The sequence below is a fragment of the Clostridium sp. BSD2780061688st1 H5 genome (assembly GCF_005845155.1).
In the GTDB taxonomy this organism is placed as follows: domain Bacteria; phylum Bacillota; class Clostridia; order Lachnospirales; family Lachnospiraceae; genus Claveliimonas; species Claveliimonas intestinigallinarum.
Genome location: NZ_SPGT01000006.1, coordinates 125,318 through 139,768 on the forward strand (window position 1 = coordinate 125,318; position 14,451 = coordinate 139,768).

The following is a 14,451-nucleotide window of genomic DNA, read 5'->3' on the forward strand; positions in this document are numbered from 1 at the left end:
AAGCCTATCTCGGAATCTCAACCATCTTGTAGGCCTCCACCTGGTCTCCCTCTTTAATATCATTGTAATTCTCAAAGACAAAGCCGCACTCGTATCCGGATCTCACCTCTTTGACATCGTCCTTAAATCTCTTTAAGGACGCAAGCTTGCCGTCGTAGATGACAACGCCGTCACGAATGATCCTCGCCTGACAGTCTCTCTCAAATGTTCCGTCCATCACATAGGCTCCGCCGATGGTTCCCACGCCGGATGCCTTGAAGGTCTGACGAATCTCCGCATGTCCCAGCACCTTCTCCTCGAAGACGGGATCCAGCATACCCTTCATGGCTGCCTCCACATCCTCGATGGCATTATAGATCACGCGGTACAGGCGGATATCCACTCCTTCTCTCTCAGCCGTCTCCTTGGCCACAGCATCCGGACGCACGTTAAATCCGATAATGATGGCGTTGGAGGCAGAGGCAAGGCTGACATCCGACTCGTTGATGGCTCCCACTCCTCCGTGGATGACCTTCACAACCACCTCGTCGTTGGACAGCTTCAGGAGGCTCTGCTTCAGGGCCTCCACAGAGCCCTGTACATCAGCCTTCACGACGATGCCCAGCTCTTTCAGATTGCCCTCCTTGATCTGGGTAAACAGATCGTCAAGAGACAGCTTGGATTTTGTCTCCTCCAGAAGCTTCGCCTTGTTCTGTGAAATAAAGGTGTCCGCAAAGCTGCGGGCCTCCTTCTCGTTCTTGCAGCCCACAAGGACCTCCCCCGCGTTGGGGACGTCGTTGAGACCCAGGATCTCCACCGGCATGGAAGGACCGGCCTCCTTGACCCGTCTTCCCTTGTCGTCCATCATGGCTCTCACCTTTCCGAATGAGCTGCCGGCCGCAACCGGATCGCCTACCCGGAGAGTTCCCTTCTGCACGAGTACAGTGGCAACCGGGCCTCTTCCCTTATCCAGCTGCGCCTCGATCACAAGTCCCCTTGCCCGGCGGTTGGGGTTCGCCTTCAGCTCCATCATCTCCGCAGTCAGGATGATCATCTCCATGAGGTCAGAGAGTCCCTCGCCTGTCTTGGCGGACACAGGTACGAACACTGTGCTTCCGCCCCAGTCCTCGGGGATCAGCTCGTGCTCTGCCAGCTCCTGCTTCACCCGGTCAATGTTGGCGCTGGGCTTGTCGATCTTGTTGATGGCAACGATGATCTCGACTCCCGCGGCCTTGGCATGGTTGATGGCCTCCACTGTCTGGGGCATCACGCCGTCGTCCGCAGCCACCACCAGGATGGCGATATCTGTGGAGTTGGCGCCGCGCATACGCATGGCGGTAAACGCCTCATGTCCCGGTGTATCCAGGAATGTGATCTTCTCCCCGTTTACCTCCACCACGTAGGCTCCGATGTGCTGGGTGATACCGCCGGCCTCTCTGTCTGTCACGTTCGTGTGGCGGATGGCATCCAGAAGGGAGGTCTTGCCGTGGTCTACATGACCCATGACACAGACTACCGGAGGACGCTTCTTCATCTTCTTCTCGTCCTCCTCCTCTTCCTTGAGGAGCTCCTCGATCACGTCCACTACCTCTTCCTTCTCGCAGAGGATGTCAAACTCAAGGGCAATCTCCTCCGCTGTGTCATAGTCGATCTCCTGGTTTACTGTGACGATCTTGCCCTGCATAAACAGCTTCTTTATGATAACAGACGGAACGACCTTCATCTTGTCTGCCAGTTCCTGGATGGTCAGCACCTCAGGGATGACGATGGACTTGATCTGCTCTTCCTGCTTCTGCTCCTTATGCTGCGGCTTCTGAAGCTGGTTCTTGGACTCCTGCTTCTTGCCCTTGCCCTTTGTCATTCTGTCGTCCTCGTCGCCGCGGTAATCCTTCTTCCTGTAATCGTCCTTGCCCTTTCCCTTTGCTCTCTGGGGCTTCTGTCCCTCCAGGGCAGGCGCGGGGATAGAGGAATTCTTTCTGGGCTGGCGGTCCTTGTTGTCGCCAAAGCGTCCGCCTCTGCTGTCACGGCTGCCCTGTCTGTCGTCTCTTCTCTCTCCCTCAAAGCCTCTGCCGGAGCGCTGTCCCGGCCTTCTGTCGCCTCTCTCGCCGCCGTCACGCCGGTCGTCTCTTCTGTCCTGAGAGGGTCTTCCCTGGGGGCGTCCGTCTCTTCTGTCGCCGCCTCTTGTCCCCTGAGGTCTGTCTGAACGTCCTGCCGGGCGCGCGCCGCCCTGGCTTCTCTCAGCTCCTCCTGCCGGACGTGTTCCTCCCTGGGCTCTCTCCGGTCTGTCGCCCTGTGGACGTCCTTCTGCCCTCTGTCTGTCGCTGTGAGCCCGCTCTGTCTGCGGCCTCTCCGGGCATCCTGCCGGGCGCGCCCCTCCCTGGGCTCTCTCCGGTCTGTCGCCCTGTGGTCTTGCCCCCGGACGTCCTGCCTGCGGTCTCTCCCCGGGTGCTGCCGGACGCGCGCCGGCTCCCTTCTGTCCCTGAGCCCTTCCCTGGCGCATCAGGTTCTTTCCGTCGCGGCTGTTCTGAGGACGGAAGACATGGACAATGTTCTTCTTCCTGGGAGCCTCTTCCTTCTTTGGAGCCTCCTCTTTCTTCTTTCCAAATGCCTTTCTCAGCATCTGAGTCTCCTCTTCCTCCAGGGAGCTCATATTGCTTTTTACTGTTATATTTTTCTCTGCTAGAAACTCCATCAGCTCCTTGCTGGATCTGTCGAGCTCCTTGGCAAGCTCATACACTCTAATTTTCGACATGCAAATACCTCCTCTATGCAGCATCATTATCTTTCCGTATCCAGATGTTTCATGATCCCTTTTGCAAACCCGGCGTCCAGGACTGCCAGAGATGCCCGGAATTCTTTTCCCATGGCGTGGCCAAGCGTATCCTTATCCGCATAAAAACAGATGGGCACCTTGTAATACTCGCACATATTCCGGAATTTTTTCTTTGTATTATCCGACGCATCGCCGGCGACGATGACAAGTGCAGCTCTTCCTGTCTTTACCTCTTTCTCCGTACAGAACTCCCCGCTCGCCGTCTTTCCGGCCTTGGTCGCAAGTCCGATCATGGACAGGGCTTTACTTTGACTCAATCTCTCTCATCTCCCTTTCCAGCATCTCGTAGACCTCCTGCGGGATCGCCTGCTTGAATGACCGCTCCAGCCCCTTCTGCCTGATGGCTTTCGCGAGGCACTCAGAGGAAGGGCAGATATAGGCTCCCCTGCCGTTCTTCTTTCCGGTTGCATCCAGCAGGAACTCTCCTTCCCGGGTTCTGATAACGCGCAGCATCTCTTTTTTACTCTTCATTTCCTGGCACCCCACGCATTTGCGCATGGGAACTTTTTTATTATTGCTCAAATAATCACCTATTCTTCTGTCTCGTGGAATTCTATGTCATCCTGGTCTTCGCTGTACGGCTCATCCTCCTGGTCATAGCCGTCGCCGTACTCCTCATCCTCTTCGCCGTAGCCGTCCTCTTCATAGCCGTAGTCATCGTAGTTCTCATCATAGCTGTCATCGTAAGCCTCATCGTAGCCGTCCTCGTATACTTCCTCCTCGTATACGCCTTCGCCCAGCTCCATGTAGTTCTCCGGGAGCTCGCCGGACTCAATGGCCTGTGTCTCGCTCTTGATGTCGATCTTGTAGCCGGTCAGACGGGCCGCAAGCCTTGCGTTCTGTCCCTCTTTGCCGATGGCAAGTGAGAGCTGGTAATCCGGCACGATGACGCTGGCCGTCTTCTCGTCCGGGTCAGCCATAACGGAGATGACCTTGGCCGGGCTCAGAGCGTTCTCGATCAGGATACCCGGGTTCTCATCCCAGTTGATGATGTCGATCTTCTCGCCTCTCAGCTCATTTACAATGGCGTTGACCCTGGCACCGTTCATGCCCACGCAGGCTCCCACCGGATCTACGTCCGGATCATTGGACCAGACAGCGATCTTTGTACGGCTTCCAGCCTCTCTGGCAATGCTCTTGATCTCCACGATGCCATCCTTCACCTCGGTGACCTCCGCCTCAAAAAGCCGTTTTACCAGCTCCGGGTGTGTACGTGACACGAGGATCTTCGGCCCTTTTGTGGTGTTTTTAACCTCCACCACGTAGAGCTTGATGCGCTCAGTGGGCTTGAACACCTCGCCCTTCACCTGCTCGTTCTCTGTCAGCATGGCGTCCGCCTTACCCAGGTTGATGCTGATGTTCTTTCCGACATAGCGCTGAACGATACCTGTCACGATATCCTTCTCTTTCTCAAAATACTGGTCGTAGATGACCTTTCTCTCCTCCTCGCGGATCTTCTGAAGAATGAGGTTCTTGGCGTTCTGTGTGGCGATACGGCCGAAGGATTTGGACTCTACCGGGATCTGGACCACATCGCCCAGCTCGTATTTGCTGTCAATGTTCTTGGCGTCCTCGAGGCTGATCTCCTCCACCTTGTCTTCCACTTCCTCCACAACCGTCTTCTCCTGCAGAAGCTTGTAGTCGCATGTCTCTCTGTCCATGATGACCTTGATATTGTCCGCCTTTCCAAAATGGTTCTTGCAGGCATTGATGAGAGAATTCTCAATGGCATCCATCAGTGTATCCTTGCTGATGTCCTTTTCCTTTTCCAAAATATTCAACGCTTCCAGTAATTCTGTGTTCATGTGTCTTTCCTCCTAAATTAAAAATCGAATGACAGACGAATAAGCGCGATATCGCCTTTCTCAAATGTTTTTAAGCTTCCATCTTCCATTTCTATCGTTACAGTGTCCTTATCATAATCCTTCAGGATCCCGGTGAATTCTTTCCTCTTATCCACCATCCGGTACGTGCGGACATCCACCTCCTGGCCAAGGCTCCTCTTGAAATCCTTCTCCTTTTTCAGCGGGCGTCCAAGTCCCGGCGAGCTGACCTCCAGGATGTAGGCCTCGTCAATAAAGTCCTTCTCGTCCAGTATATCTGACAGCTCTCTGCTGACCATCTCACAGTCATCCACATTGATACCGCCCGGCTTGTCGATATAGGCCCTCAAGTACCAGTTGCCGCCCTCCTTGACATACTCCACGTCCACCAGTTCAAATCCGTTCCTCTCCATAATAGGAAGAAGGATTTCCTCGGTCTTCTGTTCATACGCTTCTCTCTTCGCCAATGTAAAACCTCCTATCGTACCTGTGCGCCTCCCCGGCGCTGATAAAGACATAGATCCAGCGGAAAATATATGAAAAATGGAAAAGCTCCCTATCATATAAAGAAGAGTGAACTTTCGTCCACTCTTCTGCCGCATGCTTATGTAACTGGCATATAGTATAGCACTCCTTTTTCGGGAAATCAAGGGGTTTTACACAGATTTTTCCTAATCATCCCCGGTTTTTCACTCCCTGGGTGTCTCTCTTCCCGATCCGCAGCCGGTTCAGGGCCACTTCCTTCTCCCTGTAGATGGCCTTCGGGTCCTCCCCGTCCTCAAAGAGATAGGCGGCCTCCAGCTCGTCGTTCTTCCGAAGCTTGATGCCCCGGACGCCGACGGCGCCCTTCTTCTTCTCGGAGACCTCCTCCGCGTGGAAACGCAGGAAATAGCCGTCCTTTGTCTGCAGCACCACGTACTGGTTGTCGTTGATCACAGCCACAGCGACAAGGGCATCTCCCTCCTGCAGCTTGGTGGCGGCTATGGTCCGCTTGGACACCTGGAACTCGGTTCCGGCCACCTTCTTGACCATTCCCTGCCTTGTGGCAAAGAAAAGCATGGCAAAGCGCATCTGCTCCGCGTCGCACATGTAGACGATCTCCTCGGCGGTGCTGTCAAAGTTGCTCATATTGTCTATGGGCTGGCCCTTATCCCGGAATTTTCCGTAGGGCACATCCAGCACCTTCACCTGGTGCATTTTTCCCGTATCTGTAAAGATACAGATTTTTCCTGTGTTGAGGCAGGTGAGGACGAACTTGTTCTCGCTGTCCGCTGCCTCCCTGTTTCTCTCATAGGTGGACGTGTCCACGCACCTTGCGTAGCCGAAACGGTCCATCAGGAACACCACTTCCTGCTCCTCGATCTTCTTCTCCTCGAAGACCGCCTCTTCCGCATTCTCCACCACTGTTTTTCTTGGAACAGCAAATTCCTTTTTAAAGGCGTCCAGCTCCTCTATGATGACGTCCGCCATGGAGTCATAGTTGTTCAGGATATCCTCATACCGGGCAATGTTGGCCAGTGTCTCTTCATGCTCCTTCATGAGGGCGTCTATCTCCAGTCCGATGAGACGGTACAGGCGCATCTGCAGGATAGCGTCCGCCTGGCGGTCCGTGAACCGGAGCATGGAGGCCATCTTCTTCGAGATCTTCGACTTGAAGGTGATGTTGTCCGTAATGCCCTGGGTGAGGCAGGCCTTTGCGTCCTGGATGTTCCGGCTGCCCCGGAGGATCTCAATGATCAGGTCAATGACATCGCAGGCCTTGATGAGGCCCTCCTGGATTTCCTTTTTCTCCTGCTCCTTGGCAAGGAGTGTCTTGTACTTTCTCGTGGCCAGCTCGAACTGGAAGTCCACGTGGTGCTCGATGATCTTCTTGAGACCCATGGTCTCCGGGCGGCCGTCCGCCACAGCCAGCATGTTGACGCCAAAGGTGTCCTCCAGCCGGGTCTTCTTGTAGAGCATGTTGGTCAGATTTTTCACATCCGCGCCTTTTTTCAGCTCAATGACAATGCGGATGCCCTCCTTGGAGGACTGGTTGGAAATGTCCACAATGTCCCCGGTCTTCTTTGTCTCCACCAGGGCGCACACATCATTTAGGAACTTCCCGATGCCGGAGCCGATCATGGTGTAGGGGATCTCTGTGATGACAAGTCGCTGCTTGCCGCCCTTCATGTCCTCCACTTCCACCTTTCCCCGGATCTTGATCTTACCCACGCCGGTCTCGTAGATGTCCGGCAGGTCGTCCTTGTTGACCACGATCCCTCCGGTGGGGAAATCCGGTCCCTTCACGTATTTCATCAGCTGTCTTGTGCTGATGTCGCTGTTTTTCATGTAGGCCTTGGCCGCGTCAATGACCTCCCCCAGATTGTGGGTGGGGATGCTGGTGGCCATACCCACCGCAATTCCCTCCGCTCCGTTGACAAGAAGGTTGGGGACGCGCACCGGCAGCACCTCAGGCTCCTTCTCCGTCTCGTCGAAATTGGGGACAAAATTGATCACGTCCTTGTCCAGGTCCTGGAGAAAGGCCATCTGGGTAAATTTGGCCAGCCTGGCCTCCGTGTACCTCATGGCCGCGGCTCCGTCCCCCTCGATGGAGCCGAAGTTTCCGTGACCGTCCACCAGCACCATGCCCTTCTTGAAATCCTGGGCCATGACTACCAGCGCCTCGTAGATGGAGCTGTCCCCGTGAGGGTGGTATTTACCCATGGTATCTCCCACAATACGGGCGCATTTCCTGTAGGGCCTGTCCCAGCGGATGCCCAGCTCATGCATATCGTAGAGAGTACGCCTCTGGACAGGCTTCAGGCCGTCCCGGACATCCGGGAGAGCTCTGGCAATGATCACGCTCATGGCGTAGTCAATATATGATTTTTTCATCAGGTCGGAATATTCTGTCCGTATGATCTGTTCTTCCGGCATCTTTCTTTACTCCCTTCTATATATCCAGCTCCGCCTCTGTCGCGTTTTCGTAGATAAATGCCCGGCGGGGCGGAACCTCGTTGCCCATCAGCATCTCCGTCACGCCGGAGGCCATCCTGGCGTCCTCAATCTCCACCAGCTTCAGGATCCGGGTCTCAGGGTTCAGCGTTGTCTCCCAGAGCTGTTCCGCGTCCATCTCTCCCAGTCCCTTGTACCTCTGCAAAGTAAAGGGGCCGTCGTGGGTCTTTCTGTATCGCTCCAGCGCCTTGTCATCGTAGAGGTACTCCTCCTCCCCCTTTTTGGGCATAGCCTTGTAGAGGGGCGGCATGGCGATATACACATGTCCCTCGTAGATGAGCTCCGGCATGAAGCGGTAAAAGAGCGTCAGAAGCAGGGTGGAGATATGCGCTCCGTCCACGTCCGCATCGGCCATAATAATGATCTTGTCGTATCTCAGCTTGGAAATGTCAAAATCGTTTCCGTACCCTTCCGAAAATCCGCAGCCAAAGGCATTGATCATGGTCTTGATCTCCGCGTTGGCCAGGATCTTGTCAATGCTGGCCTTCTCCACATTCAGGATCTTTCCCCGGATGGGAAGAATGGCCTGGAACATTCTGTCTCTGGCCGTCTTCGCCGAGCCCCCGGCAGAGTCCCCCTCCACGATAAAGATCTCGCATTTGGAGGCGTCCCTGCTCTCACAGTTGGCCAGCTTTCCGTTGCTGTCAAAGGAATATTTCTGCTTCGTGAGAAGGTTCGTCTTTGCCCTCTCCTCCGTCTTCCTGATCTTGGCCGCCTTCTCCGCGCAGGAAAGGACCTTTTTCAGGTTGTCCAGATTTCTGTCAAAATACCGGACGATCTCGTCGCCTGTCACCTTGCTGACTGCCTTGGCGGCATCCGGATTGTCCAGCTTAGTCTTTGTCTGTCCCTCAAATCTTGGATCCGGGTGCTTGATGGAAATGATGGCAGTCATGCCGTTGCGGATATCCGCCCCGGTAAAGTTGGCGTCCTTCTCCTTCAGAATACCCAGCTCTCTGGCATACTGGTTCATAACTGTGGTGAAGGTTGTCTTAAAGCCGGTCAGGTGGGTTCCCCCCTCTGCATTGTAGATGTTATTACAAAATCCCAGCACATTCTCGTGAAATTCATTGACGTACTGGAAGGCCGCCTCCACCTCGATGCCGTCAGCCTCTCCTTTAAAGTAGACCGGCTCGTGGACCGCCTCCTTCTTCTCGTTCAGCTCCCGGATAAATCCAAGGATGCCGTCCGGCTCGTGATAGGTGATCTTCTCCGGCTCAGCCCCCCGCTTGTCTTCATATATAATAGTAAGGGATGGATTGAGGTAGGCGGTCTCGTGCATACGGCTCTTGACCTCTTCCCCCCGGAATCTGGTCTTCTCAAAGATGGTGTCATCCGGGAGGAAATTCACCTTAGTCCCTGTCTTTTTCGTTTTTCCAATTTTGGGAAGAAGGCCGTCCTCCAGCTCCACCACCGGAATTCCTCTCTCGTAGCGGTCATGGTGGATATAGCCGTCCCTGCTGATCTCCACATCCATATAGGCAGAGAGGGCGTTGACTACCGATGAGCCCACGCCGTGTAGACCGCCGCTTGTCTTGTAGGCGGAGTCGTCAAATTTTCCACCGGCATGGAGAGTCGTGTAGACAAGTCTCGCTGCCGGGACGCCTTTCGCGTGCATACCCACAGGAACGCCGCGCCCGTTGTCGCTGACCGTACAGGATCCGTCCTTCTCCAGTGTGACCCGGATTTCACTGCAGTAGCCGGCCAGATGTTCGTCCACTGAGTTGTCCACGATCTCGTAGATCAGGTGGTTCAGCCCCTTTGTGGAGACGCTTCCTATATACATGCCCGGGCGCTTCCGGACCGCCTCCAGTCCCTCCAGCACAGCAATGCTGTCTGCATCATACGTGTTTTTGTTCGCCATGTTGCTCCTAATCCTTCCTCTCCAATTTCTGGTATTTTTCTACGCACTGTTTCAATATTAGCACAAAATGTAGGGGCTTGCAAACAGAAAAAGGACGCTTACCCCACCAGCACTGTGTGCAGCAGGTCTGCCAGCACCTCCATGGCGTTTCTCATCTCCTCCACCGTGTTGGTCTGGGCCCCCGCCTCCACAAGGAGGCTCTTGGGCTTAAAGTGCATGTTATAGCGGTATCCTCTCAGGTAGATCCGCCTGGTAAATCCCGGGTACTCATTGTTAGCCGCCACCTGCATCTGCAGAGAGAAAGCCAGGTTATCCTGTATGTACGGATTGGCCAGATAGTCGATCTCCCCGTTGGCCCTGGTCTTACTCAGCCCGTTAAAAAACATGATCTGAGCAGTGGGTTTCCCGTTCACCTCTGTCACCAGATGGGTTCCCTCGTTCACCCCATCTCTGTGCAGGTCGATCACAACCTCAATGCTCGGGTTTTCATCCAATATCTTCTGAAGATCCGGCTTTGCCAGGTCGTAGGCAAGGCTCCTGTCCAGCTTCCCGTCTATCAGGTCGTAGACAGCTGTATGGTGCATGGTAGGAATGTGATACGTGTCGTTTAGGAGCGCAGTCAGATAATCCCCGATCCCCACGATGGAGGTGGACGCATCCCCCTCCACCGAATCGGCGAACATCTCCTGGGAGTGGGTGTGGTAGATCAGGATCTTCGGCCCCTCCGTGCTCTGGTCTATCTTCATATTTTTGCTCAGGAGCTCTGCCCCGTTCAGCTCATCCGGCCGGATCATAGTGGTGCTGTCCACTGTGTAAAAATTGCCGATCAGATAGTCAAAGCTGCTCATCTTTTCTATGGAAGTATCAATCGGTGTCCCCGAGGTATGTATGGTCGTCTGGTCAGAGTCGTCTGTGCCGCTGACCAGAGTGCCGTCGGCGCCCACCTCATTTTCATCACTGGCCTGCTGGGACAGGATCATCTGGTAGGTTGCCGCATCCTCCACATCGGTCTCCTCACTCTCCTGCCCATCCACGTAGGTGCCGATGGGGGCCAGAAGACTGATGCCCTTCGCCAGCAGATCCGCTGCGGAGAGCTCCGCCCCGTTCTCTATGTAAAAGGCTCCCGGCAAAAACATTTTCTCCGAGTTCCCCAGAAGGGCCTCCGCCAGATGTCCTCCCACGCTGCCCACAGGACGAAATCCTGCCTGTACTGACCCGTAGGCGGTCAGCAGAAGCAGGATCACCCCGATTCCTATTCTGTTTAATCTCCATCTCTTTCTCAACAGCTCTTCCACCTGCTCGTCTCATATTCTCCGGTCCATTCTGCCGCTTTTACACTATATGAGATTTCCGCCTGCATTATGCGAAAAGCCGGTTCAGTGCCTCTGATATAGTGAAGCTGATCCGCTTGACTGTCTCGTCCACATCCTTCGGCGTCACAAACATGCCGTTCAGGTGCGGGGCAATCAGCTCCTTGACAAGCTCATACTTTTCGGCCGCATTGTACCCCTGGAGAACAACCCCCACGCCCTTCATAGTCTCCGAGCGCTCCATCTGGGCGATCAGGTTTTCCATGGCGTCGCCTACGATCGTGGCGGCGTCCACCACTGTGGGTACACCGATAGCGACGACCGGGACTCCTACCGTCTCCTCTGTGATAGCGCTTCTCTGGTTCCCGATCCCTGAGCCCGGACTGATCCCTGTGTCTGAGATCTGCACGGTCCTGTTCAGCCTCCTGGAATTCCTGGCCGCCAGCGCGTCAATGGCGATGACCGCGTCCGGCTTTGTCTCTCTCACCACGCCCCTTATGATCTCCACAGTCTCCATCCCGGTCTGTCCCATGACCCCGGGCACAATGGCGCTCAGAAGCCGCACCTGGTCCTTCCCCATGGCATATTTGCCGTACTCCTTCACGATGTGCCTGGTAATGTTCAGATTGTCCGCCACATAAGGCCCCAGCGCGTCCGGCGTCACCTGTCGGTTTCCAAGGCCGACCACAAGGACAGAGTAATCCTCTTTCCCCATATCAAGAAGCCGCCTGAGAAAGCGGAGGATCTCCTCCGAGACCTCCCTGTGGTATCCTTCGTCCGGCACTGCCAGCTCCGGGGCCTCTAGGGTAATGTAGGTCCCTACCGGCTTTCCCATCGTCCTGGCTCCGTTTTCCGTCTCGATCCTGACAGTCGTGACTTTGATGTCCCTCTCCTCATCATACTTTTCCTCCAGCACCACCCCGGAAATTTCCACATTGTCCGCCTCAAAGCGCTCCTTCTGTTCCAGGGCCAGGTCTGTTCGGATACTGTACTTCTCGATCATGTCTGATAACCTCACTTCAGTCTTTTGGTTTACCGATAGTTTTTGCAATATTTTCAGAAATATGTATTGACATCCGGGAAACCTTGGCATAAAATACAATAGTATGTTTCGTTAGAACGTCCGTGTCCGGCTCTAACGAACGGTCATCGATTAATTCGAAATAGTTTTAATGGAGGTGGACAAGTTGGCTAACATCAAATCTGCTAAAAAAAGAATTTTAGTAAACGAAACAAAGGCTGCTAGAAATAAGGCAATCAAATCTAAAGTTAAGACCTGCGTAAAGAAAGTTGAGACAGCCGTTGCGCACAAGGATGCCGCTGCTGCTGCAGAAGCTCTGAGAGTTGCTACAATCGAGATCAACAAGGCAGGAAGCAAGGGTGTTTATCACAAGAACACTTGCGCAAGAAAGATTTCCCGTTTAGCAAAAGCTGTTAACGGAATTGCTTAATAATAAAGTGAAGACAAAAAAGACAACCATACCGTCAGTGGTTGTCTTTTTTTGTCCTCAAAAATCTCTCTGAAACCGCTTAGAGAGCCGAGTATCCGTAGCTGTTTACAAAGGCGTCTACCTTCTTCCCAGCCGCACACATGGGGCAGTCGCCGTCAGAGTACTTCTCGTACCCCAGCACTTCTTTCTGGGTAAACACCGCGTTGATGTCCATCCCCGCCACCTTGGAGACAAGGCTGAAAGCGGCGCAGATGCCGTTTACTATCCCGCCATAGTAGAGAACGCTCTCTATGGACTGCATCATAGTTTTTCCCGTTGTGATAAGACCTGCAACGATCAGGATCCTCTGGCCGTCGATCATGCGCTTCGTGTTGTCCCGAAAGATCATCTGGCCGGCCCTGTCTGTCTCCGGTGTGACAACGGAAATATTTTTTCCTGTGTTGATGGAGACGGTTCCGGGCCTGGACAGAATGTCCGCAATAAATGTTCCCACCACTTCCATGCCGTCCAGACACACGATCGTGTCGATCTCCGTGGATGCCAGATAGGGTTCAGCCATCACCTTGGCAGTCTCTCTGGCATTGTTGCACCTGGACTTCATGGTGGACAGGTCAATATATGTATTGACGTGTGAATGTGTGGTAACAAAATGCCCCTTCATGATTTTTACGCGCGCCTTCGGATTTTTCCATGAGCGCAGATCCTCAAAATTCGTATCCATTACACAATTCCTCCCTTCTGCCGCGGGCAGTTTTTTCTTTTTTTCTGCTAGTTCATATTTTAGCACAAATTAGCAAAAAATGGAATGTTGTCAGATATATTTTTGTATAGATTTTGTTCGGTACTCTTTAGTGAAAAAGGCTGTCTAAATATACATCCCTGGGAACCGCCAGAAAACGGACAAATAAATCCGTCTCATACCAGGGCGGGAGCAGGAAACGGCCAAAGAGAACAAACAGAAGGACAACAGCCGCCGCAATATACCCGGCCTTCCCTTCCTTCTTCTCTTCTGCCTCTCCCGAAAATTCATAGTATCTGTACTGGTCCGGCGTATATTTTTTCAGCATAGCGCGCAGCCTGTCAAATTGTTCCGGGTCGTTGCCTTTTTCATATGTAAAAACGCGTCCCACCCTCAGTTCCTCTTCTGTCTCGATGACAGGCCCGATATTGTCATACGGATAAAAAATGCCAGTCATCTGATCACAAATCCCCTCTTTGCCAAGACGGTATTCCTTTGCGGCATATTCATCCCGCTTTCTAATTGCCTCATAGAACGAAGGTATGCCGCACAGCCGGAGGAAGGCCCACATCAGACCACGCAGCGCCTGGCTATATCCAGTCAGAGCCAGACCTAACAGAGTGGCAAAGACAGCTAAAATGTGGGAAAAGTCTCCGCTTTCAAAGTAAGAAATCACGACTCCCATCGCGGTTATGGCCACTCCCTCTGCTATGAATGTCTGATCTTCCTTTATCTCCATTTCCCTTGTGAACCGGGCTGTATAGGCCCGAACCGCTTTCTTTGCCTCATCTGTGCGCAGCTTTCCACGGATCTTTGTCCACGTATCGCTGGAAATGGCCGGGATAGAGACTGAGATCTCCTCCACTTTTTCTTCTCCCTCCCGCACATATCTGTCCGGGCAATAGATTTTCGATAGTGTCTCCAGCTTTTCCATGCTCTCAAAGTCCAGATATTTTTTCAGAAATGTCTTTTCTCCCCTGTCCAACAGAATATGAAAAGCATCCCTCTCTTCGAGTATCTCCTTCACACCTTCATACGGGATATCTTTTGCTTCTCCTGTTTTCTTGGAGAAAAGACATATCCCTTCTTCTGAAAATGTCAGTATGCAGTCCTCCTGCTGTGCGCGTTCCATGCATCGGCATATCTTCTCCTGCCTCTTTCTCGCCTTCCGCCTGGCATATAAAAAGCCGACAAGGACGGGGAGAAGAGAAAGGATGAGCGAAAACACAAAATATCTCGCTTTGTAAAAGTAAAGATCTTCTCTGGGTATCTCAAGCCACTGGTCCACGCTCAAAAGAAATGGAACTACCGGGAAAAAAATCATATGGGCAATGTCGACAGGCTTCTTTAAATTTTCACTCTGCTCCCTCAGATTGTCCGGTATCTCACTGTAAATAATTTTGTTCTCCATATAATATATCCCCCTCTTTTTCTCTATGATATAATCAAACCATGAGAAAC

The 14,451-nt window shown here is 53.3% G+C and carries 12 protein-coding genes; 1 reads left to right on the forward strand and 11 read right to left on the reverse strand.

The features are described 5' to 3' along the window. Nucleotides 1–4: 4 nt before the first annotated feature. From infB to gpr, 9 genes are all read right to left on the reverse strand, one after another. Nucleotides 5–2,731 carry a translation initiation factor IF-2 gene (gene infB / locus FGQ86_RS05815; RefSeq protein WP_138303193.1) on the reverse strand — a complete coding sequence of 909 codons (2,727 nt, stop codon included), beginning with the start codon at nucleotides 2,729–2,731 and terminating at the stop codon, nucleotides 5–7. Between the two features lie 26 nt (nucleotides 2,732–2,757). Further along, a complete protein-coding gene (locus FGQ86_RS05820) occupies nucleotides 2,758–3,069 on the reverse strand; it encodes a ribosomal L7Ae/L30e/S12e/Gadd45 family protein (protein WP_033125518.1) in 312 nt (103 codons plus the stop codon). Then, a complete protein-coding gene (locus FGQ86_RS05825) occupies nucleotides 3,056–3,310 on the reverse strand; it encodes a YlxR family protein (protein WP_138303207.1) in 255 nt (84 codons plus the stop codon). The genes FGQ86_RS05820 and FGQ86_RS05825 overlap by 14 nt, the downstream gene beginning before the upstream one ends. Before the next feature lie 32 nt (nucleotides 3,311–3,342). After that, on the reverse strand, nucleotides 3,343–4,617 hold the full coding sequence (gene nusA / locus FGQ86_RS05830; protein WP_138303194.1) for a transcription termination factor NusA: 1,275 nt from the start codon (nucleotides 4,615–4,617) through the stop codon (nucleotides 3,343–3,345). Nucleotides 4,618–4,634: 17 nt separating this feature from the next. Beyond that, complete coding sequence (rimP, locus tag FGQ86_RS05835) at nucleotides 4,635–5,102, reverse strand: ribosome maturation factor RimP (RefSeq protein ID WP_033125515.1); 468 nt, start codon at nucleotides 5,100–5,102, stop codon at nucleotides 4,635–4,637. Nucleotides 5,103–5,310: 208 nt separating this feature from the next. Further along, nucleotides 5,311–7,551: a DNA topoisomerase (ATP-hydrolyzing) gene (locus FGQ86_RS05840; RefSeq protein WP_138303195.1), complete on the reverse strand. Its 2,241-nt coding sequence runs from the start codon at nucleotides 7,549–7,551 to the stop codon at nucleotides 5,311–5,313. A gap of 16 nt (nucleotides 7,552–7,567) precedes the next feature. Further along, entirely contained in the window at nucleotides 7,568–9,490 is a 1,923-nt protein-coding gene (locus FGQ86_RS05845; protein WP_138303196.1) for a DNA gyrase subunit B, read from the reverse strand. A gap of 98 nt (nucleotides 9,491–9,588) precedes the next feature. Next, nucleotides 9,589–10,773, reverse strand: a complete 1,185-nt coding sequence (locus tag FGQ86_RS05850; RefSeq protein ID WP_330635865.1) for a stage II sporulation protein P — start codon at nucleotides 10,771–10,773, stop codon at nucleotides 9,589–9,591. 76 nt (nucleotides 10,774–10,849) lie between these two features. Next, entirely contained in the window at nucleotides 10,850–11,803 is a 954-nt protein-coding gene (gene gpr, locus FGQ86_RS05855; RefSeq protein ID WP_033125512.1) for a GPR endopeptidase, read from the reverse strand. Nucleotides 11,804–11,987: 184 nt separating this feature from the next. On the opposite strand from gpr, the gene rpsT reads away from it, so the two are divergent. After that, the gene (gene rpsT, locus FGQ86_RS05860) at nucleotides 11,988–12,251 is read left to right on the forward strand and encodes a 30S ribosomal protein S20 (RefSeq protein WP_033125511.1); all 264 of its coding nucleotides are present in this window, start codon (nucleotides 11,988–11,990) and stop codon (nucleotides 12,249–12,251) included. Between the two features lie 79 nt (nucleotides 12,252–12,330). On the opposite strand, the gene FGQ86_RS05865 is transcribed toward rpsT, so the two are convergent. Beyond that, entirely contained in the window at nucleotides 12,331–12,972 is a 642-nt protein-coding gene (locus FGQ86_RS05865) for an orotate phosphoribosyltransferase (protein ID WP_033125510.1), read from the reverse strand. A gap of 127 nt (nucleotides 12,973–13,099) precedes the next feature. After that, entirely contained in the window at nucleotides 13,100–14,401 is a 1,302-nt protein-coding gene (locus FGQ86_RS05870) for a hypothetical protein (protein WP_138303197.1), read from the reverse strand. Nucleotides 14,402–14,451 lie beyond the last annotated feature (50 nt).

Bases quoted from the DNA above. Each gene is read 5' to 3' on its own strand.
- infB (WP_138303193.1), bottom strand. From the start codon at position 2,731: ATGTCGAAAATTAGAGTGTATGAGCTTGCCAAGGAGCTCGACAGATCC.
- FGQ86_RS05825 (WP_138303207.1), bottom strand. From the start codon at position 3,310: ATGCGCAAATGCGTGGGGTGCCAGGAAATGAAGAGTAAAAAAGAGATG.
- nusA (WP_138303194.1), bottom strand. From the start codon at position 4,617: ATGAACACAGAATTACTGGAAGCGTTGAATATTTTGGAAAAGGAAAAG.
- FGQ86_RS05840 (WP_138303195.1), bottom strand. From the start codon at position 7,551: ATGCCGGAAGAACAGATCATACGGACAGAATATTCCGACCTGATGAAA.
- FGQ86_RS05845 (WP_138303196.1), bottom strand. From the start codon at position 9,490: ATGGCGAACAAAAACACGTATGATGCAGACAGCATTGCTGTGCTGGAG.
- gpr (WP_033125512.1), bottom strand. From the start codon at position 11,803: ATGATCGAGAAGTACAGTATCCGAACAGACCTGGCCCTGGAACAGAAG.
- FGQ86_RS05865 (WP_033125510.1), bottom strand. From the start codon at position 12,972: ATGGATACGAATTTTGAGGATCTGCGCTCATGGAAAAATCCGAAGGCG.
- FGQ86_RS05870 (WP_138303197.1), bottom strand. From the start codon at position 14,401: ATGGAGAACAAAATTATTTACAGTGAGATACCGGACAATCTGAGGGAG.